The sequence below is a fragment of the Cecembia sp. genome (assembly GCF_007126775.1).
Lineage (GTDB): Bacteria > Bacteroidota > Bacteroidia > Cytophagales > Cyclobacteriaceae > Cecembia.
In genome coordinates this window covers 1-21,587 of the sequence record NZ_SLAP01000133.1, presented here as the reverse complement: position 1 = coordinate 21,587, position 21,587 = coordinate 1, and the positions used below count along the sequence as shown (strand labels likewise).

Genomic DNA, 21,587 nt, shown 5'->3' with positions numbered 1-21,587 from the left:
TTTGAAGTAAGGGAAACTTCACCTAAGAAATTCCTAAAGAAACCTGAATATTCCATCAAGTTGATGACTCATGATTTTTATCATCAGAAATATTTTGAGACACCAAGAACTATTCAAAGGATAAGTGCACGGTACCCTAATTCCGACCAGGCTGAAGTATTCTATGCTTTACGTTATATTAGGTTGGAAAATGGAAAGCTTGAAGAGTTTATTCCTAAAAACTTTGAAGCTTCTATTTTTCACCATTTAAGAACTATCGATACCAAGGGTTTAGATTTTGATAACAAGAGAAGCACTATAAATTATGTTATGGGAGAACAGTTTTCCATTACAATTTTCAAGGATAATAAAAATCAAAGCAAGGTTTTTAGCTTTCCAAGTGTGACTTTTTAATATGTCAAATTCTCTACTGCTAAGATTTCTATATAAGGCACTTCCGCTAAGCAAGTGAGTTTTGATTATGGGATGAATGAAAAAGCTCTAAAATGTAGCGGTAGAAATTGATTGGATAACCTCCTCTTTTACCTGAAAATCCCTATCAAAAAGCAAAGGATAATTGGTCCTACCCCGTACGGGCCAATTGTTCAGCCAGGAAGTGCCGTCTTGCAGTCCCCAGAAGGTAATCCGGCTGATTTTGTCCTGGTGTTTGTGGAAAACCGAGAAAAGGTCGGTATATCGTTTAGCAAATTTATCTGCTATATTTTCTGGTAAACCAGTTGCATAAGGATTGTATTTTTCATCCAAATCATAGTTTCTATTCAGATCTGCTCCTTCACTCTCCCGAGGTCTGGGTAATACGTCGACATCGAGTTCAGTCACCATCACTTTAAAACCAGCATTTGAAATTGCAATGATGGAAGCCTCAATCATCTCCACTGGTGGGGAATCCAACATGTAGTGCCCTTGCATACCTATTCCATCCACCCTCATCCCTTTATCTCTTAATTCTTGAGCCAAGGCAATGGCTGCCTCTCTTTTTTCAGGTTTCCATAGGTTGTAATCATTGTAATACAGTTCTGCCTCCGGATCCATTTCATAAGCTTTTTGAAATGCCTTAAAAATGTAATCTCTTCCTGTAATCTGATACCATTCAGACTCCCTATAGCTCCCATCATGTTCAAATACCTCATTGACAACATCCCAGCCATGGACCTGGCCTTTGTACCGACCTACGATGGTTTCAATATGCTGCTCCATTCTTTTCAACAAAGTCTCTCTTTTGAGTATTTCTCCCTCCTCATTTTGAAATACCCATTTTGGCGTTTGCTGGTGCCAAACCAAAGTATGTCCTATAATAAAAGCATTCAGATTTTTGCCTAACTCGACAAATTGGTCTGCTGATACAAAGTTATACCTTTCGGGTTCTGGGTGAATGGGGCCCCATTTCATCATGTTTTCAGATGTGATGCTGTTGAAATGCTTTTCCAACAAAGGCAAAGCTTGCTGTTCTTCCCCTGACGCTTGTCGGTAACTGACTGCGGAACCAATATAAAATGCATCTTTGAAAATTTCTTTTAAACCGAGCTGATCTTCTTGGCTAAGTGCGGATTGGCAGATCAAAATGCCTGCAAGGATTACAAATAATTTGAGCGATGCTTTCATCTTATATTCCAGGGACAAAGTTTCTTTTAAAATTCAGGTAGTAATTCAGATCATGCTTTGGAGCTTCCACTCCTGGTGGAAGCGGCATTTTGGAAAACTGTCCAAAATATAAAAGACAGGCATCTCTCCACCATTCCGCTTCATTCACCTGAATGTTGAGAAATGAAGCAATATGATTAAACCTGCCAGGATCAATGTTTTCTTCTAAACTGCTCCATTCTTTTTGCATCCATCTGGCGCCTTCTACCCCTTTTTGGTAGCGAAGTGCCATTTCTTCCCATAAATTATTGCCAGTAGAAAGTTTTTTATTCCATGGTACCCTGTGAAACCAAAGCAAAAATTCCATAGGAACATTCTCCTCATTTCCCCATACTTCCTTCCACTCTTGGGCATATTGTGCCATAGCATTGCTTCCAGTTTCAGTTCTGTCAAAACCAATGCTGTCATTGTTGACTTTATGGTAATAAGTAGCTGTCCAATCATCCCTTCCACCTCCGGTAACCCAAGGGCCAGGTCCCCAGTGATGGCTGCGGGCCATGATGTGGTGCAGCCCTAGTGGCGTCATATAATCAACCAAGATTTCGTAGGAATTCAACATGATTCCTTTCATTGTTTGGACTACTTCCGGATCATTACTGAACGTCATTCTGATCCAGTATTCTGCTATTTTTTCGATATTTTGATTGGGATTCCAGGCCAAATTTCCAAAGGCATACCAATCGGCCTGAGCGGTATGATGCCCTGTCCAATTTCTGTCTGTCCCAATATTCGACACACCAGCTATGCCTGTCAACTTATAATCATGAAGACTTCCATCCAATACTTTACTGACGGTACTTCCCTGACCTTTGGCATAGGTATCTGACTGAAGCACTTCCTCCCACATAGAGGCCAGATTGACCCAATGGGTGTCCTGTCCAAGGTATTCTTTTGTAACCTGAAATTCCATCATCAGGGGCGTTTCCTGCATCGCACCAAAAAGTGGATGGAAAGGTTCTCTGGGTTGAAAGTCCAAGGGCCCATTTTTAACCTGCACAATGACATTATCCCTGAATTTGCCATCCAAAGGCTTGAACTCATCGTAAGCTTGTCTTATCCGGTCTGTGGGTGTATGTTCATTATAAACAAAAGCACGCCACATGACAATACCGCCATAGGCTTGGACAGCTTCAGCCAGCATATTGGCACCATCAGCTTGAGTCCTTCCGTAATTGTGCGGTCCCGGTTGTCCTTCTGAATCAGCTTTTACTAAAAAACCTCCAAAATCAGGGATATATGAATATATTTCTTTGGCTTTATCTTTCCACCATTGTTGGACATTGGGATCAAGCGGGTCCGCAGTAGGCAGGTTATCCAATACCATGGGAGCATTGAACCTTGCAGTCAAATACACTTTGATGCCATATGGCCGAAAAGCATCTGCCAAGGCTGCTGCCTTTTCCAGATACTCAGGAGTCAATACCAAGGCATTGGCATTGACATTGGTGATAGAAGTGCCATTGATGCCAATAGAGGCATTTGCCCTGGCGTAGTCAATATATTGTTGGTCAATATGCTGGGGCAACCTATGCCAGTTCCAAATGCTGAAACCTGCATAACCTCTTTCCACTGTTCGGTTAAGATTGTCCCAATGGTTCAACATTCTGAGCTGGATTCTGGGATTTTCCAATTCATTTAGCTCTTCTAGCTTTTGTCTGGTTTGTATTTTTTTAAGTAAAGCAAAAGTTCCATAAAGCAAGCCTATGTCCGTATTTGCACTTAAAATAACCTTTCCTTTAATATAACGAATCAAGTAGCCCTCTTCTCCCAACGCAGTATTTTTATTACCGAGTTGGGCTCGAATGTCTTTTGGTAAATCTTCTATTTTTCCGATCCACAACAAAGCATTATCGCCTTCCGAAACCAATTGTGAAGCTGGCTCTTTTTCAAAAAATCCTTTGAATGCGGTATTCAATTCATTTCGGATCACTTCGTGGGTAGCAGATTCTCCGACTAACTTTGTGTTTTCCAGGTAATCGCGGTAATAGGTGGCGATGGCATGGTTTTCAAAAGGGTAATATTGAAGCCAAAGCTTGTATCCATCATTGGCATGAAGAAAAAAAGGTGAAATCCAAAAAAGAATAAAGATGCTGGTTTTTTTCATTGTTTATATAGGTCTAATTAGGCAATCATAAATATACAAAAACCCTTAGCAGATTGATTGAAAACATTATATTTGGAGATAATTCGATTTAAATAGTGGGTATAATCAGAATAATACTTGCTTACTCAAACCTTTTACAATAAACCATAATGTATGTTATTAGAACCACTTGACCTGATTGTATTTATTGGCTATTGTTGTCTGATTGTAGGTCTGGGATTATATGTTTCCAGAGAAAAAAAAGGCCATGTAAAAGATTCCAAGGATTATTTTTTAGCTTCAAAAGCCCTTCCTTGGTGGGCTGTAGGCGCTTCATTGATCGCTTCCAATATCTCTGCTGAGCAGTTTATCGGGATGTCCGGTTCCGGTTTTGCTTTGGGCCTTGCCATCGCTACTTATGAATGGATGGCGGCAGCTACCTTATTGGTAGTGGCTATATTTTTCCTTCCGGTTTATATCAAAAAAGGAATTTATACCATGCCAGGCTTCTTACTGGACCGCTATGATGCCAGGGTAAGGACTACTATGGCTGTCTTTTGGCTATTGTTATATGTATTAGTTAACCTTACCTCTGTATTATATTTGGGGGCATTGAGTTTGAATACTATTTTGGATGTCCCATTGACTTATGGAATTATCGGACTGGCATTGTTTGCCATGGTTTATTCCATTTATGGCGGATTAAAGGCTGTCGCTTGGACCGATGTGGTCCAGGTTTTTTTCTTGGTTGCGGGTGGTTTGGCTACTACTTATTTGGCCTTAAATATTGTGGGTGAAGGTGATCCATGGCAGGGTTTAGGGCTCTTAAGGCAAGAAGTTCCAGGACACTTTTCCATGATTTTGGATAAAGGGGAAATGATGATCCCTGATGGTAAAGGAGGTACTTATGATGCTTATTTGGATCTTCCCGGGTTGAGTGTGCTGGTAGGAGGGATGTGGATTGTGAATTTGAGTTACTGGGGTTTCAACCAATACATTACCCAAAGGGCCTTGGCAGCCAAGGATTTGAATGAAGCTCAGCTAGGGGTGATTTTCGCTGGTTTCCTCAAATTACTTATGCCTTTGATTGTTGTGATTCCTGGTATTGCAGCTTTGGTGATTGTGAATAAGGGAGGAGATTCTACCTTCATACAATCTATGACGGACCCAGTTACAGGCTTGATCAAATCAGATAGGGCCTATCCAACTTTGCTTCAATTATTGCCAGCTGGATTAAAAGGTTTGGCTTTTGCCGCATTGACTGCAGCCATTGTATCTTCCTTGGCATCAATGGCCAATAGTACTTCCACCATTTTTACGATGGATATTTATAAGCAATATGTAGATAAAGACGCTTCAGAAGTGAAGCAGGTCCGTGTTGGAAGAATCGCTGCTTTTGTGGCATTTTTGGTGGCTGCCTTGGTGGCACCGGCCCTAGGAACATTGGATCAGGCCTTCCAGTTTATTCAAGAATATACGGGCTTTGTATCACCAGGAGTATTTGCCATTTTCTTCTTTGGTGTTTTTTGGAAAAAAACAACATCTAATGCTGCACTTACCGCTGCTATATTAACCATTCCACTTTCTACAGTCTTGAAGTTTGGTTTACCAAATCTACCTTTTATAGACAGGATGGGCGTCGTATTTTTAGTGATAGCGGCATTGATTATAGCTATCAGTTTGTATGAAGGTAAAGGAAAAGATCATCCTAATAGCATAGAGGTCAATAAAGAACTCTTCCAGACAAGTATGATCTTTAAAATCGGCGCCATCGTCATTGCATCCATTATTGCTGCGTTATACATCATATTCTGGTAAAATGAGAAGATTATTATTAGGTTACGATATTGGAAGCTCCTCAGTAAAGGCCACGCTGTTGGATGCGGATACGGGAAAAGTAGTAGCATCTGAAGGACTTCCAAAAATTGAAATGCCGATCGCTGCACCACAAAAAGACTGGGCAGAGCAAGATACGGAGATGTGGTGGAAATACATCATCGAAACCACCCATGCTATCACCCAGCAAGGCCAGGTGAAATCAGGAGAATTGAAGGCCATTGGAATTTCTTATCAGATGCATGGATTGGTCTGTGTGGACAAAGAAGGTAAAGTACTACGTCCTTCCATTATTTGGTGTGACAGTAGGGCCGTGTCTTTTGGAAACAAGGCTTTTGATCAATTGGGAGAGGAGTATTGCCTGCCACACTTGCTAAATTCACCCGGGAATTTTACAGCTTCGAAGCTTAAGTGGGTGCAGGAAAATGAACCGGAGCTATATGCCAAGATCCATAAGGTTATGTTGCCAGGGGATTTCATCGCGATGAAGCTAAGCGGTGAGATCAAAACGTCAGAAACAGGTTTATCAGAAGGAATTTTTTGGGATTTCAAAGAAAATGGTATTTCCAAAAAGTTACTTTCTTATTACAAAATAGACTCATCTCTCCTGGCGGAGGTTGTTCCTTCATTTAGCCATCAAGGGGAAGTGACCAAAGAAGCTGCTAGGTTATTGGGTATTGATGCGGGTGTTCCAATCACTTATCGGGCCGGGGATCAGCCCAATAACGCCTTTTCATTGAATGTTTTGCAAGAAGGTGAGCTCGCCACTACGGCTGGTACTTCAGGTACAGTATATGGGGTAAGCAAAAATCCGGTGTACGATCCACAATCCAGGGTCAATACCTTTATCCATGTCAACCATCAACAAAAAGATCCCAGGTATGGTGTATTGCTCTGTATCAATGGAACAGGTATTCTCAACAGTTGGGTAAAACGCTTGATAGGAGGGGAGGCCATCACTTATCCTCAAATGAATGATTTGGCCAGTGAAACAGCTATTGGTTCAGATGGGTTAAGTTTTATTCCTTTTGGCAACGGAGTGGAAAGAATCATGCAGAACAAGCCCGTTGGCGCCCATATGATGGGGCTTAATTTACTGCAACATGACAGAAGGCATGTGCTCAGGGCAGTGCAGGAAGGTATTGTGTCTTCTTTGAAGTATGGTTTTGACATCATGAAGGATATGGGCCTGAACCTGAATACTGTGAAAGCCGGAAAGGCCAACATGTTTCTCAGCCCTTTGTTCAGGGAGGCATTTGTGAATATGAACCAAGTGAGTTTAGAGCTATACGATACCGACGGCTCCCAAGGAGCTGCCAGGGGGGCAGGAATCGGTGTCCGTATTTATGGGGATGCTAAGGAAGCCTTTGCTAGTCTGGAAAAGTTGTCTGTTTTTGAACCTGAGAAAGAGAAGGTAGCGGCTTATACTGAGGTGTATGGGCAGTGGAAAGCTGCTTTATCTAAGGTGATGTAAACAGTTTCAGGTCTTTCTTTTTGAACCATAACTTGTCCCGAATGTAGGGGAAAGTGATAAAAGGAAACAAAAGTGCCCGTGCTTTTATAGGGCTGATAATCATTATTTTGTGACTATTGTGTCCTTTTGTGGTTAATTTCAGAATCTATTGTTGTGGCTCTTTCAGATTAATTCAACAATTTGTGGTTCAATTTTATTCCCTAATTATAGAGTTTAGGATGTTTTCAGGTTTTTGAAGGTCGTTTGAGATGTGATTTATCCCATTTCCTAAAGCTTGGTTTTTAATAGTATCTTGATTATTTTCAATGAACCTTGGATTTTAGCCTTGCCTTCATGAAGGCGTTCTGTTTACCCTAAATTTCAATCATGACCAGGAAAAATACGCAACAAACAGATATTGCAAATCATGAACAGGATGAATGTGAGGCAAATTCAGGTTGTTGTTCTTCATTCGAGAAAACCAACCCATGTTTACCGGTATCATCTACTGGGATTCAGCGTAGAGATTTCATCAAAGCCATGGGGTTGGCGGCAGGTGGCGTGATGCTTGGATTTCCAGCATTTGGAAAGCAAACTTCAGCTGCTTATCAGATACCTGTCGACAAGGGGTTGACAGCAGAATGGATTGACAAGTTATATCAAAGGGGAGAGCCTGAGGTATACAGGGGCAAAGAATTGGCCTATATTGGTATGCCTGTGGGAGGCTTATGCACTGGTACGGTTTATATTGGCGGCGATGGGAAACTCTGGCTGTGGGATATTTTCAACCGACAAAAAGAAGGGGTAAATTCGGTTACACATGAAAATTGGCATGGCCAAAGAGTAAGGCCCAGAGATGGTGCCAATTATATTTTCCCTATGTCACCAGAATATCCTTTTGAGCAGGGGTTTGGTTTGCGTATATCGCAGGGTAATAAAAGCTGGGAACGAAGTCTGGATTTCAAGGGGTTTGAGGACATCAGCTTTAAAGCACAGTACCCCATTGCAGAAATTTCTTATCGGGACAGCCAGATGCCGATAGAAGTTGATTTACAGGCATTTTCCCCATTTATTCCATTGGATGTGAAGAATTCCAGCAATCCTGCTGCTTTCATGCACTTTACCATAACAAATACAAGTAAGGAAGAGGTGAAAACCGAGCTATCGGGTTGGCTGGAGAATGCCATACTTCGGTTTACTAAAGATGCTGAAGAAACAGAAATTAGCAATTCCATTGAAAAAGAATCGGGAAATACCATTTTAACTTGCAGCGCCAGAAGTAAAAACATACATAATTTTAGCACGACTATCGTACAAAATCAGAGAGATTTTGGTACTATGAGCCTGTTGCTGATAGGTAACGATAGTTCTACGGTAGGCTCAGCAGAAATACCTGTAAAGTCTAATCTGTTGTTTCCTGATAATACCATTGAAACAGCTACTGCCGAATTTGGGGAACAGCTCTGCGGGGGCGTGAGTAAAACCATCAGGTTAAACCCAGGAGAATCACAAAAGATTACATTTATCATAAGCTGGCATTTCCCAAACATAGAGCTTCCTCAAAATGATCGGTCAACCGGTGAAAATAAAGGCAGGCACTATAGCAATCAGTTTGCTGACTCACGAGAGGTAGCACTGGAATTGGCAGCTAATTATCAAAAACTAAGCTACCTGACCAATTTATGGAGGGAAGCATTTTATAAAAATTCCAGCCTGCCCCATTGGTTTTTAAACCGTACATTTATAAACACCTCCATTCTGGCTACAGAGACATGTTTCATTTTTAAAGATGGACGTTTCTGGGCATGGGAAGGAATAGGCTGCTGTCCTGGGACTTGCACCCATGTATGGCATTATGCCCAGGCCATGGGAAGGCTATTTCCCGAATTGGAAAAGAATCTAAGGGAGAAAACAGATTTTGCCGTCATGGACCGCAGCTCTGGTGGAATAGATTTCAGGGGAGGCCTTGCGTGGAGATATGCAGCAGATGGGCAGGCCGGAGTTGTGCTGCGGGCCTATCGAGATTATCAGATTTGCGAAGATGACACTTTTCTCAAAAAAAACTGGGACAATATCAAACTGGCCCTGAAATATTTAATTGATCTGGATAAAGAGTATGGTGAGGAAGCTAACGGTATGATTTATGGAGAGCAGCACAATACCCTGGATGCCGAGTGGTTTGGTTATATCCCAGCAATTACCTCATTGTACCTTGCTGCATTGGCTGCTGCAGTTGAAATGGCAAGGACAACCGGCGATACCAGCTCAGAAAAGGAATACCTATCCATTCTCGAATCAGGTAGAAAAAATATTGAAAGCCTGTTTAATGGCGAATACTTTATTCAGAAAGAAGATCCTGATCACCTGGATGCTATTGGAATAGGTAAAGGCTGCTATATTGACCAGGTTTTTGGCCAGGGATGGGCTTTTCAGCTCAATTTGGGGCGCCTTTACAATAAAGGGATGATACAAAGTTCGCTGGATTCCTTATGGAAGTACAACTTTGTTCCCGATATGGGACCATTAAGGGATTCATTACCTTCTCAAATTGCCGGCAGGCCCTATGCCATTCATGGAGACGCAGGCCTTGTAATGTGTACCTGGCCACTGGGTGGCAAACGTGATGATTGGCAAAAGCATTGGCAATTTGGGTATTTTAATGAGTGTATGACCGGGTTTGAATATCAGGCTGCCAGCCATATGATATGGGAGGACAAACTGGATGAAGGGCTTTCAATAATTAAAGCCATTCATGAGCGGTATGGGGCAGCCAAAAGGAACCCCTTCAATGAAATAGAATGTAGCGATCATTATTCCAGAGCTATGGCCAGCTATGGTGCATTTATTGCCGCTTGCGGATTTTCCTATAATGGCCCCAAACGCCAAATCGGCTTCGCCCCCAAAATTGGACCCAATGATTTTAGCGCTGCATTTACAAGCGCTGAAGGTTGGGGAAGTTTGACCCAAATAAGAAAGGCTTCAGAACAGTTCAATAAAATTCATCTGGTATACGGAAACCTCAAATTGAAAGAAATATTGCTGGAATTACCCGAAGGAAAAATGGTGAAAAATGCCAAGCTTGATGTTAATGGGAATGAAATCAATGCATTGGTACATGAATCAGCTGGTAAAACTTTCATCTCTTTCAATCAGGTTGATCTGAAAGAAAATGATGCCATTTCTGTGAGAATGTCCTTTTGAAAAGTAAGATGCTGTAAATAAATTCCGATGCCAATATCCGCTTGTTTGGCATTATTTGAGAAAATGAAGCCCAGACGTTCTAAAAGAAATAATTATGCAGTTATTAAATAAATTCTACCTTTTTGTTATTCTCAGCTGGCTTTTTATCTCATTTGGCAGTCGGGAACCTGAATATGTTAGTGTAAGGTTTGGCATTTGTACAGATGTACATAAAGACATTATGCACGATGCTGATGAACGCCTCACCTCTTTTATTGGTGAAGCAAAAGCGAGGGATCTGGATTTTATTATCCAAATGGGAGACTTTGCCAGGCCTTACGAACATAACAAGGAGTTCATGGCGATATGGAACTCCTATCCTGGTGAAAAGTATCATGTAATAGGAAACCATGAACCTGACGGTGGTTTTGATATGTCAAGTGTGGTCGAAAATTTTGGGATGCCCAGCAGGTATTATTCTTACGACAAAGGCGGCTTGCGATTCATTGTACTGGACGGCAATGAATTCAATCCTTCCCCCAACAGGCCAGTGGGGTATTCGCGCTACATGAGTGGAGAACAGCTGAGCTGGATGGTGGAAGAACTCAGGGGTGCCAAAGAAAGGGTGGTGATATTCAGCCACCAGTCGCTTGAAAATGAAGCAGGTATTGAAAACAGGGAATACATCAGGTCTTTGCTTGAAGAGGAAAATCGATTGGCCGGATACAACAAGGTCATAGCATGCTTTAGTGGTCACCACCATACCGATTATGCCACAGAAATAAATGGCATCTACTACATCCAGATCAATAGCATGTCCTATTACTGGGCTGGGGATAATTATCAGGTAATCAGGTACAGTGAAGAGATTGACCAACAATTTCCCTTGATAAAATACACAATTCCATACGAAAGATCCCTGTACACATTTGTGGAGATAAGCAATGAGGCCATTTCAATCGAGGGTAAAGAAACCAAGTTCGTTGGCCCGGGACCCGAAGAACTGGGCATGCCAACTCCTCCCGAAAATAATCCTATTGTCCCACGCATCAGTAACAGAAAACTTCTCCTTAAACCATAAAAAAGCAGATAGCTATTTAAGATTTCTAATTCCAGAATCTATTTTTAGATCAAAATCACGTTAAATGACTGTCACTTTGCAGCTCCTTTTACCTTCAACACATCTTCTATCTTATACCTTGGCGTACCTCCCTTTTGGGTAGCGACATAGGCACCCATCGCACAGGCAAAATCCAAAATCTCTTTAGGTTTTTTACCATCAAGATAAGTTTTTACAAAACCACTGAGAAAAGCATCTCCCGAACCTACCGTATCCGCTACTTTTACCTTGTATCCCGAATGGGATATGATTTCACCCTCCTGATAGATCAAAGCCCCTTTGGATCCTAAGGTGACGCAGACCATGGAAATGGGAAAGTTTTCTGTCAAATAAGAGCAGACCAATTGGGACTTTTCCAGATGCTTGGATTTTTCGGGTAAATCGATATCAAAGTAATCGGCTACGATGATCAGTTCGTCTTCATTGATTTTTAGAATATCTGTATACCCCAGAATGATTTCAATCTGCTCAAAATCATAGAATGGTGCCCTAAGATTGATGTCAAAAATATTAAGCACTTGTTCGTGCAGCAGGTGGTATAGTGTTTCCCAACTCTCATGGTTTCTCACAGATAAGGAGCCGAAAATGAAGGCATCTGCTCCTTGAACGGCTTTAAGTGATTTATTTCTTAAAGCAATAAAATCCCAGGCTACGGGTGACACGATGGTGTATTTGATGTTTTCTACATCCGCATTATCCACCTGAACTGTGCCGGTTGCTTGTTGCTCATCGAGTTGGATACAGGAAGTATCCAAACCGTAACCGCTTATAAAATCCAATATTTTTTGTCCGTGTGCGTCATTTCCCACCCGGGAAATCATCTGGACGGCTAAGCCTAATTGGTGGAGGTGTAGAGCCACATTCATAGGTGCACCTCCCGGTATTTCATGGTCTGGGAAACAATCCCAAAGCATTTCCCCAAAGCAAACCACTTTTTTAAGCATGACTTTTCTGTAAATCTTTCTGAATTTCTTCCAAGGACCTTCCTTTGGTTTCCGGCATTCTGAAGGCTACCCAAAGCAATTGCAGCACCATCATTAGTGCAAAGAATGCAAAGATATTTCCAGCCCCAAATGTATTGGCAAAGAAAGGGAAGAGATTGGCGATCAAGGCTGCCAATATCCAATGGGTAAAAGATCCCAAAGATTGTCCGAATGCCCGCAATTCATTAGGGAAAATTTCGGAGATAAATACCCAGATTACTGAACCCTGTCCAATGGCATGTGAAGCGATGAAAATAAAGACAAAATACGGAAGTAAAGTATTGCTAATTGTCCCTCCAAAATAGCTGTAAGCCATTAACGACAGCGAAATGATGTAACCTACGGATCCAATATACATGAGCTTTCTCCTACCCAATTTATCAATAAAATACAGCCCCAACATGGTAGCCACCAAATTGATAACACCGATGCCTATGGTGGAAAGCAGGGCATCTTCCGTGGCTATTCCAGCCGATTCGAATATTCTTGGTGCAAAATAGATGATGGCGTTGATTCCGGACATTTGGTTGAAAAATGCCATCAAAAAGGCGAAAAAAGATATTTTCCGAAATCTGGGGTCGAATAAAGCTGTGGCAGCCACTTTGCCCCTGATTTCCTTACTTTCAGCAATGGCCAGTTTCATGGCTGCATCTACCCCTTCTGGATCTGTTTTAGAAAGAATTTCCCGTGCAGTGTCAAAGTCTCCTTTTTTGGCGATAAGCCATCTTGGGCTTTTGGGTACTTTGATAATCAATACGGAATAAATCAGCGCCGGAATGGCTTCCACACCCAACATCCACCTCCATGCTTCATTGAAGTTGGCTGTGCCAATAAGGTAATTAGAGAAGTAGGCCATCAAAATGCCAAACACAATATTGAATTGATACAAAGCTACCAATTGCCCTCTTCGGTTTGCCGGAGCTATTTCCGAAATGTACATAGGCGCTACTACTGAAGAAGCGCCTACACCGAGACCTCCCAAAAATCTGAAAAACATAAAGGTGTTGACATCGTTGGAAAGGGCAGATCCTAGAGCAGAAACCAAATAAAAAACCCCAATCCAAAGTAGAGAGGCCTTTCTGCCAAATCGATCTGCGGGAATACCTCCAAATAAAGCGCCGATTACCGTCCCATAAAGTGCCATGGCCACAGCCAACCCATGATTCCAATCGCTCAGATTCCACAATTCCTGTATGTCCCTTTCCGCACCTGAAATTACTGCAGTGTCAAATCCAAATAAAAACCCTCCTAAGGCAGCGGTTACGGAAAGGAAGAGTACATAGTTTTTACTTTGCATAAGAGATCTGTGGTTTAAAGAAGTAATTTACAAAATCTGAAAATTATGGGATAGATAATAGCTTTTCCAAATGAAATCTCATTTAATCATGCCAAATACTTCTAAGGTGGTGAAGCTGATTGCTATTTTCAAAACCATCTATTTTCAAAAGATTGAAAGGTTGATTGGGGAAAAAGATACTTGTCATGGTCATTTCTCCACCATTAACAAAAACCTCAATAGAAGATCTGTCCAGATAAATCCTCAGATTACGAACTTCTAAACCTTGCAAAGGTGCCTTTTGTACCTCAGTAAAACTTTCCTCAAAATCCACTTGCCCAGATTGACTTCTGTCTATCATTAAATTGCCAGTTTCCGACTTTAAAGTCAACCTTTCTCCTAGCTCATTTAAAAAGACCATGGAAAATTGGTCCGCTGCAAGGTTCAGTTCTAATTCCAATAGTTCTCCATCTAAGGCAATTTCTTTCCCATCAATAGGATTGCTTTTAACTCTCAATTTTTTCAATTCGGTAATCGGTCTAGACTGTACCAGGTAATCATCCGATATTTTTGATAAATGCAAGGAACGCGGGATTGTCATAGCCGAGCGCCAAGGGTGCGTGGGAACTACCTGTGCATAATTCCAATTTCCCATCCAACCGATGAAAAGCCTTCTACCATCAGCTTCAGGAACATTCGACCATGTTACTCCGGCATAGTTATCGGCGCCCCAATCCAGCCATTTGACAGATTGGGTAGTGGATGTGAATGATTTGCCGTCAAAATCCCCTACGAAATATTGGGTAGCTGAACCTCCCTGTGGTCCCCCGGGATTGATACTGACAAATAAAATCCATTTTTCTTCTCCATCTTCAGTAACTAAAGGGAACAAATCCGGGCACTCCCATACCCCGCCATAAGCTGCCCAATCTGGATTAAAATCACTCAAATGTTTCCAGTTCAATAAATTTGAAGAAGCATAAAAGCTGATTTTGTCTTTTACAGAAAGGGACATAATCCACTGTGAGGAAGATTCATGCCAAAAAACCTTAGGATCTCTGAAGTCTTTAATTCCCGGGCTTTTCAATACCGGGTTTTCTTCATACACGTTCCAGCTCCGTCCTTTATCTGTGCTGTATGCAACGCCTTGCGTTTGAAAATCATTCCTGCCCTCCTTTTCTCCAATTGGATCATGATAGGTGAAAATGGCAACCATAGCGGGATTATCTTTGGTCCCTAATCCGCTGGTATTTTTCAGATCCATTACCGCTGAACCGGAGAAGATCCATCCATTATCATCTGGATAAAGGGCTACCGGCAAATGTTCCCAATGGACCAAATCTGTTGAAACGGCATGTCCCCAATGCATAGGACCCCAAACAGTACTGTCCGGATAATACTGATAGAAAAGATGGTACTCTCCTTCCCAAAACACCATTCCATTGGGATCATTCATCCATTGGCTAGGAGGGGAGAAGTGGAACTGTGGCCGGAAAGGTTCATCAAAGACTAACGCTACAGCACTTTGCTGGGTGGTTTTTTCTTGGCAAGCTATGGATAAGCTTAGAAGTAGAATGAATATCAGACTGGAACTTTTCATGTTTTTGAATATTTCTGGAGCTTAAATATATAAAAGTAATTCTATAGAAGATAAAAATGCAATAATCGGAAAAAGCAATGGTTTGCGATGGATTGAAAAAAATGTGAATCGGAGTATGTTCTATATTGAAAGATTTATGGACAGGTCACCCTGTATATATAACATATAGGAAAACGTACAGAAAAGGGAAGCTATTGAAACGTTATCCTGAGAATTTAACATTTAGGGGAATGTACAGAAAGGGTAATGACAAAATTGCGCGTCATACTGATCCCGAGTAATTCGGGAGAAGTATCTCCTTAACTTTGGGAGATTCTTCGCTTCCCGCAATTCTGCGGGACAGGCAGTTCCTTACTCAGCATGGCGGTTATGGAATTCTTTCATTGTTAATTAGGTGAAGAGTCTTCAAATGTAGAGGAGATGCATCACTTCATTAAGTATGATGCGATCAGTTTGACTTTACACCGCTACCGCTGCCTTGATATGGGGGTGTGGATCATAATTAAGTAGTTCGAAATCCTCGAATTTAAACTCAAAAATATTTTTGACTACAGGGTTGATTTTCATGGTCGGCAAGGGCTTGATATCCCTACTGAGTTGCAAATTGGCCTGTTCCAGGTGATTGCTGTACAAATGAGCATCTCCAAAGGTGTGTACAAAATCACCCAATCCCAAGCCGCAAACCTGGGCTACCATCATGGTAAATAGTGCATAGGAAGCAATATTAAAGGGAACACCCAAAAATACATCTGCGCTTCTTTGGTATAATTGGCAGGAGAGTTTGCCTTCCACTACATAAAATTGGAAAATTGTATGACATGGGGGCAATGCCATATGGTCCACATCCGCTACATTCCATGCACTGACGATATGCCTCCTGCTGTCGGGTTTGGTTTTGATCTGGTGGATCAGGTTTTTAATCTGGTCGATCTCACCACCATTTCCATCAGGCCAATGCCTCCACTGATATCCATATACTGGTCCAAGGTCACCGTTTTCATCGGCCCATTCATCCCAAATGCTGACTTTGTTTTCTTTTAAATATTTGATGTTGCTTTCACCTTTCAAAAACCATAGCAGTTCATGAATGATCGACCTGAGGTGCAGTTTCTTTGTAGTGACCAGAGGAAAGCCTTCTTCCAGGTTAAAACGCATTTGATAGCCAAAAACACTGATAGTTCCTGTACCGGTGCGGTCTTCCTTTTTTACTCCATGGTCCAAAATGTGCTGCATCAGGTCGTGGTATTGCTTCATATTTGTTGAGCTTAATTGTTTGACAGGCAAGTTAGGAATATCTACAAAAAAAGGAAATGAGAAAGCCTTGGGTAAACTCGAATTCCAAACAATTTCCATACATTTCAGTATACAAATTAACCATGTCTTTCAGCAAAGCCAGCAGTTTTTATAGATTACTTGTAGGGGTCATCATATTGATCGGAATCATTATCATTCCTCCAAAAGTTTTTTTTGATTACGATTTCGAAAGTTTTTTCCCCCAAGATGATGCCGAACTGACTTCCTATAATGCATTCAGGGAGCGTTTTGAAAATGATAATGATTACCTATTGATAGCTATCGGAGCAAAGGATGTTTTTGACGGCAAATTCCTGGATGATTTCCAATCCCTACAGGCACAGCTTTCGACACTTGAATTGGTGGACAGGGTAGGTTCTATACTCGATATGGAAGAGGTGGTAATCGGCCCTTTTGGGATTAATAGGAAAAAGTTACTTAGATGGGAGGATGCAGATCAGTTAGCAGCATCCAAAGATCAAATTTTATCCTCAGAACGTTGGAGGGAGAATTTGATCAGTCAAAAAGGGGATTTCTTGTTGATGATTGTTCATAATAAACAGCAGATTACTAAAGAAGATGGAGATAAGCTTTATGCAGAGATTAAGGGCCAACTAGAGACCTTTGGCTTTTCTAAAACATACACAGCCGGGAAAATTAAAGCTCAAGGTGAATTTGTCAATTTACTCCAAGAAGAGTTTGCTTTCTTTTTGGCTATCTCTTTCGGATTGATTATTCTAATTTTGTTTTTGATTTTTAGATCTTGGTGGACTGTCTTAATAGCTATTCTTGTGATTGCGATTGGTATAGTTTGGGCTTTGGCATTCAGTCTTTATTTTGGTAAAGCCTTGGATGTGATGTCTGTGATGCAGCCTACCATTTTATCAATCATTGGTTTGGCGGCTTTGGTCCATTATTTCAACCACTACCTTAATTACCTCCGACATGGTTACGCCAAAGAAGCAGCTATTCAAAAATCCTTTTCCGAAATAAGCATAGCAGTATTCCTTACCTGTACGACCACGGCTTTGGGTTTTATCTCCCTATACCTCACTTCTGTTCCGAGTTTAAAGTTTTTTGGTTTATTTACAGGGATTGGTGTAATGCTGGTGTTTTCAGCAGTTATTCTACTAACACCCTCACTTCTGTATCTTATTCCAGCCATGAAAGTGAAGGATCAAGGGTCCAATGCTGAATTTTGGAGAACAAAAATGAGAACTGGCTTTAGTTGGGTAATTCAAAGTCAGCGTATGATTTTAACCTGTTTTTTGATACTGTCTATCCTCTCTTTTTGGGGGTTATCAGAACTTAGGGTTAACGGATATATTCTGGATAATCTTCCTCGAGATCATGAGCTTATTCAGGAATTTAATTTTTTTGATAGGGAATTTGGTGGTTCCAAACCGCTGGAGTTTCAACTGGAAAGTGGCTCTAATGCCAAGACCCTTTTAGATAAAGAAGTATTGGAAGAATTGAAAAAATTGGAGGATTTCGTCCAAGAAAATTTTGAAACGGCAGTAATGATCTCACCACTCACAGTTGTCAAAGGTTTGAATCAGGCTATGAACGCTGGAAATGAAAGGGCTTATGCAGTTCCCAGTTTGGGTCAATTGCAAAGAATGGATCCCTATATGGACAGAGCCCTTGATGATTTTCCAACCCGGGTACTTTCAGAAAATAGGAAAATCGGTAGAATATCTACCAGAATGGAAGATATAGGTAGCTTCCAATCAGCAGAACTAAGGCAAAAACTTCATGATTTTATATCAGAGGAGATTGATACCAATTTATTTACTATTCAGTTGACAGGAACATCCCACCTAATCGACATTTCCCATGAAAGTGTAAGCAGGCAAATGTTGAAAGGATTGAGCATTGCATTTCTGATTGTAGCAATTGTTGCAGGCTTTTTATTCAGGTCTTGGAGAATTTCTATGATCGTTTTGCTACCCAATATCATTCCTTTGCTCTGGATGTGTGGGGTCATGTGGCTTTTGGGGGTTGAACTCAAATTGACTACAGCCATATTGTTTACAGTAGCTTTTGGTATTGCCGTAGATGACAGCATTCATTTCATGACCAAGTTGAGATTGGAGTTAGGTAAAGGGAGACAGTGGCTTTATGCGCTCAAAAGAACATTTATCGATACAGGGAAAGCGATTATTTTAACCACCATCATTTTATCATCGGGTTTTGCCGTTCTGATGTTCAGCCAATTCGGAGTGACTTTTTATTCTGGACTGTTGATCAGCTTGGCCTTGTTATTTGCATTATTTGCTGATTTATTACTCCTGCCTGTTTTATTAATCCGATTGGGTAAAATCTGGGAAAAGAAAAAAAATCAATCTTCCAAAATGATTTCCTGAATTTTAACCAAAGGCTTTTGCCAGTTGAAAGTTGCTGAAATAGGATAGTGGTCTGAATAATCCACTTCTCTGTGGGTTTTGAACCCTTGTATGCGTAGAGGCTCTTCAAAAAAAATATTATCTATTCTTAAAAAGAACAATACTTTATTGTAAGTAAATCCAAATCCACTGCCTGCTTCTTCAAAGGCATTTTTCATTTGTCTGCGCAAGTTGAAATATGTATAACTGTAAGGCACATCATTGAAATCACCAACCAAAAGATTTACATAAGGACTGTTCTTCATATGCTCTTCTAATACTCCTAATTGGGATGCCCTGGTAAACTGTCCTCTTTTTAACTTTCTGAGTGTTTCCCGGTAATTTTCTTTGATCCCGGTCAGGTTATTCAGGTTTTCAGAATCTATGCTCATGGACTCAAGGTGGGCATTGTATATCCTGATGGTATCTCTATCCACTTTGATATCAGCAAAAATTGCCCCATTATTCCTTTGTGTATCCAGAACCTTTCCTTCATTAATGATTGGATACCTGCTAAAAATAGCCATACCGTAAGATCTGGCCCTGGGTTTACCTTCAATGATCTGGTAGCTATATTCATAACCCATTTCTGTTCCCAACAACTTGAGTGCATTTCTGGAAGGGGTGGTTGGATCTTGATAAAATTCCTGAAAACATTTGATATCTGAGGGGTTTTCCTGAAGCCACTTCATAATATTTTTATTATTTTCCCTCCAGTCTCCATTGTTTCTATCATAGGAAAACAGAGCAACATTGTAGCTTAAAATTGAAAGTCCATCAGAATTCCCAGAGACCTTTGGCATTTGAAATGTAATGCCTACATATTTCCAGCCTAGAAGAATGGCCAATAAAGGTAGAATGGCAAGTTTTCTTTTGGCAAAAAGCAGGAGAAAAAAGAAAAGAGCATTGATAAACAGCAACAAAGGAATAGTAAGGGTAATTAGCCCGATATATGGGAAAAATTCAGGAGAAATGTAGACACTGTAGAACAGTGCTACTGAGATCAAAAACAAAAGCACAGTGATAAACCTGATCATGATGTAGTTTTCAGAATCCGAAAGTATTGTTTAAACATACTGAATCCAAATTTCTTAAAAATACCTTTCAAAATTTTACGGAATTTAAAAAAAACAGCTTGAAAATTGCTCAATTTTTGGTGAAGTGAAGCCTTTTCCATACAGGACTCGTCACCCTGAGATTTTAAAATTCAGGATTTACAGAGAATGTAATGACATTTTTCGTAACATCATCCTTCTCCCGAGTAATTCGGGAGAAGGATCTCCTAAATTAAAGGAGATCTTTTGCTTTCCTCAATACTGCAGGACAGGCAGTTCGTTACTCAGAATTACTTCGAAAACAAGATGTTATTATCCTTTTCCAAATGGATATTTTTAAAGCGCCATTATTTAATCAGTATCAATTCCTCCTGGGGTGCAATCAAATACCTTGCCCCGTCTTTGGTCACCACAGCTGTCTCTTCCACAGACATGGTTTTTGTGCCGCCATCAGGAAGTTTCCATGCATGGAATCCATCAAATGCAAAAAGCATACCTTCCTTTAATGGTTTTACAGCGGAAGGCCTTATACTTGGGTCAGGCAATAGCCCTCCTCCGAGATTAGGCCCAATATCATGTGCCACATAGCCAACAGGGTGACCGGTACTCCACATAACGTATTCCGAACCCCTTTCTGCCATCCAATCTCTTTGGGCTTTATCTACCTGATATCCCAATACGCCAGGTCTCATTGCGGCCAATGCAATTCTATTACCTCCAATCGAAGATTCAAAATAATACTGCACAGAATCAGGCGCTTGGGTTTCTCCCTCTCTTAGAACATATGCAAATCTTTGAATGTCTGAAACCCACATGTCCCAAACACGGATACCAAAATCAATCTGTATTACATCCCCTGGCATGATGACTTTTTCGGTGGCATGGGAGTGTCCTCGATCCGGCCCGGAATTGACATTTGGGTTTTGGTCTGGGTTCCATGCATCCGTGACACCATACTCCTCCATTTTCTTTTTGAGGTATTTTGCAATATCTGCATCAGTACTAACCCCAGGTACAACTTGAGCGTAAGCTTCATATTGCCATTGGGACGTCAGCTCGGCCGCCTTGGTCATGATTTCTACTTCTGAAGGCAATTTGACTGACAACCATTCGTAAATCAAGTCATCGGCTGACACCAAACGGTTTGCTTGAGAGCCTAAGGTTTTTTCCAGTGCCAACTTTTGGGTAGAACTTAATCCATCTGCCAAAGCATTTTCTTCTGAAAAATTAACAGCAATTTTTTGGAAATTTTTTGATAGAATGAATTCAGATGCATCGAAGATGGCTGAGTTTCCCCTTTCAACAGGAATAACTTCATCGTGTATTTTAAGGTCTGCCAGGGCTGTGGCTTCTCCTATAGGCGAAAAGGCCTGTGATTTCACCTTATCGTTATCAAGATAAAATAGAAACAGGGCAGTTCCGCCAGCGTTTTCTCCGCCGATATGGTAGGCAATGGGATCATTGTTGTTTTCTCTGCATACAACAACCCAAGCATCTACACCTGCAGCCAGCATGGCTTGGGGCAAAAGCTTTTCTATTCTTTCTTTTCTGATTTCAGGCCAAGGACTGGGACCTATAAAAGGATTGTCAATTTTTTTAATATTAACCTCTTTGTTTTGACAGGAAGTCATTAAAATTAAAAATAGCAAGAAGACAAATCCGACTACGGGTGTTTTGGTACTT

General features: G+C 41.0%; 13 protein-coding genes and 1 pseudogene. 6 read left to right on the top strand and 8 right to left on the bottom strand.

All coding sequences use genetic code 11. The features are described from left to right. A pseudogene (locus tag QZT73_RS09105) lies at nt 1-393 on the top strand (peptidase M56 BlaR1); the annotation flags it as partial. An 87-nt stretch (nt 394-480) separates the two neighbouring features. On the opposite strand, the gene QZT73_RS09100 reads toward QZT73_RS09105, so the two are convergent. Beyond that, nucleotides 481-1,602 (bottom strand): endo-1,4-beta-xylanase, encoded by a 1,122-nt coding sequence (locus QZT73_RS09100; RefSeq protein ID WP_291787737.1) that lies wholly within the window; start codon nt 1,600-1,602, stop codon nt 481-483. A 1-nt stretch (nt 1,603) separates the two neighbouring features. Beyond that, nucleotides 1,604-3,745: an alpha-glucuronidase family glycosyl hydrolase gene (locus QZT73_RS09095; protein WP_291787735.1), complete on the bottom strand. Its 2,142-nt coding sequence runs from the start codon at nt 3,743-3,745 to the stop codon at nt 1,604-1,606. Nucleotides 3,746-3,898: 153 nt separating this feature from the next. On the opposite strand from QZT73_RS09095, the gene QZT73_RS09090 reads away from it, so the two are divergent. The 4 genes from QZT73_RS09090 to QZT73_RS09075 all read left to right on the top strand — a co-directional run bounded on the left by QZT73_RS09090 (nt 3,899) and on the right by QZT73_RS09075 (nt 11,274). Next, nucleotides 3,899-5,542: a sodium/sugar symporter gene (locus tag QZT73_RS09090; protein ID WP_291781530.1), complete on the top strand. Its 1,644-nt coding sequence runs from the start codon at nt 3,899-3,901 to the stop codon at nt 5,540-5,542. 1 nt (nt 5,543) lies between these two features. After that, a complete protein-coding gene (locus QZT73_RS09085; RefSeq protein ID WP_291787733.1) occupies nt 5,544-7,034 on the top strand; it encodes an FGGY family carbohydrate kinase in 1,491 nt (496 codons plus the stop codon). 366 nt (nt 7,035-7,400) lie between these two features. After that, on the top strand, nt 7,401-10,214 hold the full coding sequence (locus tag QZT73_RS09080) for a GH116 family glycosyl-hydrolase (RefSeq protein WP_291781535.1): 2,814 nt from the start codon (nt 7,401-7,403) through the stop codon (nt 10,212-10,214). 94 nt (nt 10,215-10,308) lie between these two features. After that, on the top strand, nt 10,309-11,274 hold the full coding sequence (locus QZT73_RS09075; RefSeq protein ID WP_291781538.1) for a metallophosphoesterase: 966 nt from the start codon (nt 10,309-10,311) through the stop codon (nt 11,272-11,274). A 71-nt stretch (nt 11,275-11,345) separates the two neighbouring features. Here the strand turns inward: QZT73_RS09075 and QZT73_RS09070 are convergent, their stop codons facing one another. From QZT73_RS09070 to QZT73_RS09055, 4 genes are all read right to left on the bottom strand, one after another. Beyond that, on the bottom strand, nt 11,346-12,257 hold the full coding sequence (locus tag QZT73_RS09070) for a carbohydrate kinase (protein ID WP_291781541.1): 912 nt from the start codon (nt 12,255-12,257) through the stop codon (nt 11,346-11,348). Then, nucleotides 12,250-13,593, bottom strand: coding sequence for a sugar porter family MFS transporter (locus QZT73_RS09065; protein WP_291781544.1), 1,344 nt, complete (start codon nt 13,591-13,593; stop codon nt 12,250-12,252). Before QZT73_RS09065 ends, QZT73_RS09070 begins: the two co-directional genes overlap by 8 nt. Nucleotides 13,594-13,675: 82 nt before the next feature. Next, nucleotides 13,676-15,172 (bottom strand): glycoside hydrolase family 32 protein, encoded by a 1,497-nt coding sequence (locus tag QZT73_RS09060; protein WP_291781547.1) that lies wholly within the window; start codon nt 15,170-15,172, stop codon nt 13,676-13,678. Between the two features lie 459 nt (nt 15,173-15,631). Beyond that, on the bottom strand, nt 15,632-16,426 hold the full coding sequence (locus QZT73_RS09055) for a thymidylate synthase (protein WP_291787730.1): 795 nt from the start codon (nt 16,424-16,426) through the stop codon (nt 15,632-15,634). Nucleotides 16,427-16,548: 122 nt separating this feature from the next. Here QZT73_RS09055 and QZT73_RS09050 point away from each other — a divergent pair, with 122 nt between their 5' ends. Continuing rightward, complete coding sequence (locus QZT73_RS09050; protein WP_291778740.1) at nt 16,549-18,831, top strand: efflux RND transporter permease subunit; 2,283 nt, start codon at nt 16,549-16,551, stop codon at nt 18,829-18,831. Here the strand turns inward: QZT73_RS09050 and QZT73_RS09045 are convergent. Both QZT73_RS09045 and QZT73_RS09040 read right to left on the bottom strand, forming a co-directional pair. Further along, entirely contained in the window at nt 18,807-19,886 is a 1,080-nt protein-coding gene (locus QZT73_RS09045; RefSeq protein WP_291778735.1) for an endonuclease/exonuclease/phosphatase family protein, read from the bottom strand. The two genes, QZT73_RS09050 and QZT73_RS09045, sit on opposite strands and share 25 nt — an antisense overlap. Before the next feature lie 365 nt (nt 19,887-20,251). Beyond that, a complete protein-coding gene (locus QZT73_RS09040; protein WP_291787739.1) occupies nt 20,252-21,535 on the bottom strand; it encodes a M24 family metallopeptidase in 1,284 nt (427 codons plus the stop codon). Between the last annotated feature and the right edge of the window lie 52 nt (nt 21,536-21,587).

Bases quoted from the DNA above. Each gene is read 5' to 3' on its own strand.
- QZT73_RS09090 (WP_291781530.1), top strand. From the start codon at position 3,899: ATGTTATTAGAACCACTTGACCTGATTGTATTTATTGGCTATTGTTGT.
- QZT73_RS09085 (WP_291787733.1), top strand. From the start codon at position 5,544: ATGAGAAGATTATTATTAGGTTACGATATTGGAAGCTCCTCAGTAAAG.
- QZT73_RS09095 (WP_291787735.1), bottom strand. From the start codon at position 3,745: ATGAAAAAAACCAGCATCTTTATTCTTTTTTGGATTTCACCTTTTTTT.
- QZT73_RS09080 (WP_291781535.1), top strand. From the start codon at position 7,401: ATGACCAGGAAAAATACGCAACAAACAGATATTGCAAATCATGAACAG.
- QZT73_RS09060 (WP_291781547.1), bottom strand. From the start codon at position 15,172: ATGAAAAGTTCCAGTCTGATATTCATTCTACTTCTAAGCTTATCCATA.
- QZT73_RS09065 (WP_291781544.1), bottom strand. From the start codon at position 13,593: ATGCAAAGTAAAAACTATGTACTCTTCCTTTCCGTAACCGCTGCCTTA.
- QZT73_RS09075 (WP_291781538.1), top strand. From the start codon at position 10,309: ATGCAGTTATTAAATAAATTCTACCTTTTTGTTATTCTCAGCTGGCTT.
- QZT73_RS09055 (WP_291787730.1), bottom strand. From the start codon at position 16,426: ATGAAGCAATACCACGACCTGATGCAGCACATTTTGGACCATGGAGTA.
- QZT73_RS09050 (WP_291778740.1), top strand. From the start codon at position 16,549: ATGTCTTTCAGCAAAGCCAGCAGTTTTTATAGATTACTTGTAGGGGTC.
- QZT73_RS09100 (WP_291787737.1), bottom strand. From the start codon at position 1,602: ATGAAAGCATCGCTCAAATTATTTGTAATCCTTGCAGGCATTTTGATC.
- QZT73_RS09045 (WP_291778735.1), bottom strand. From the start codon at position 19,886: ATGATCAGGTTTATCACTGTGCTTTTGTTTTTGATCTCAGTAGCACTG.
- QZT73_RS09040 (WP_291787739.1), bottom strand. From the start codon at position 21,535: ATGACTTCCTGTCAAAACAAAGAGGTTAATATTAAAAAAATTGACAAT.
- QZT73_RS09070 (WP_291781541.1), bottom strand. From the start codon at position 12,257: ATGCTTAAAAAAGTGGTTTGCTTTGGGGAAATGCTTTGGGATTGTTTC.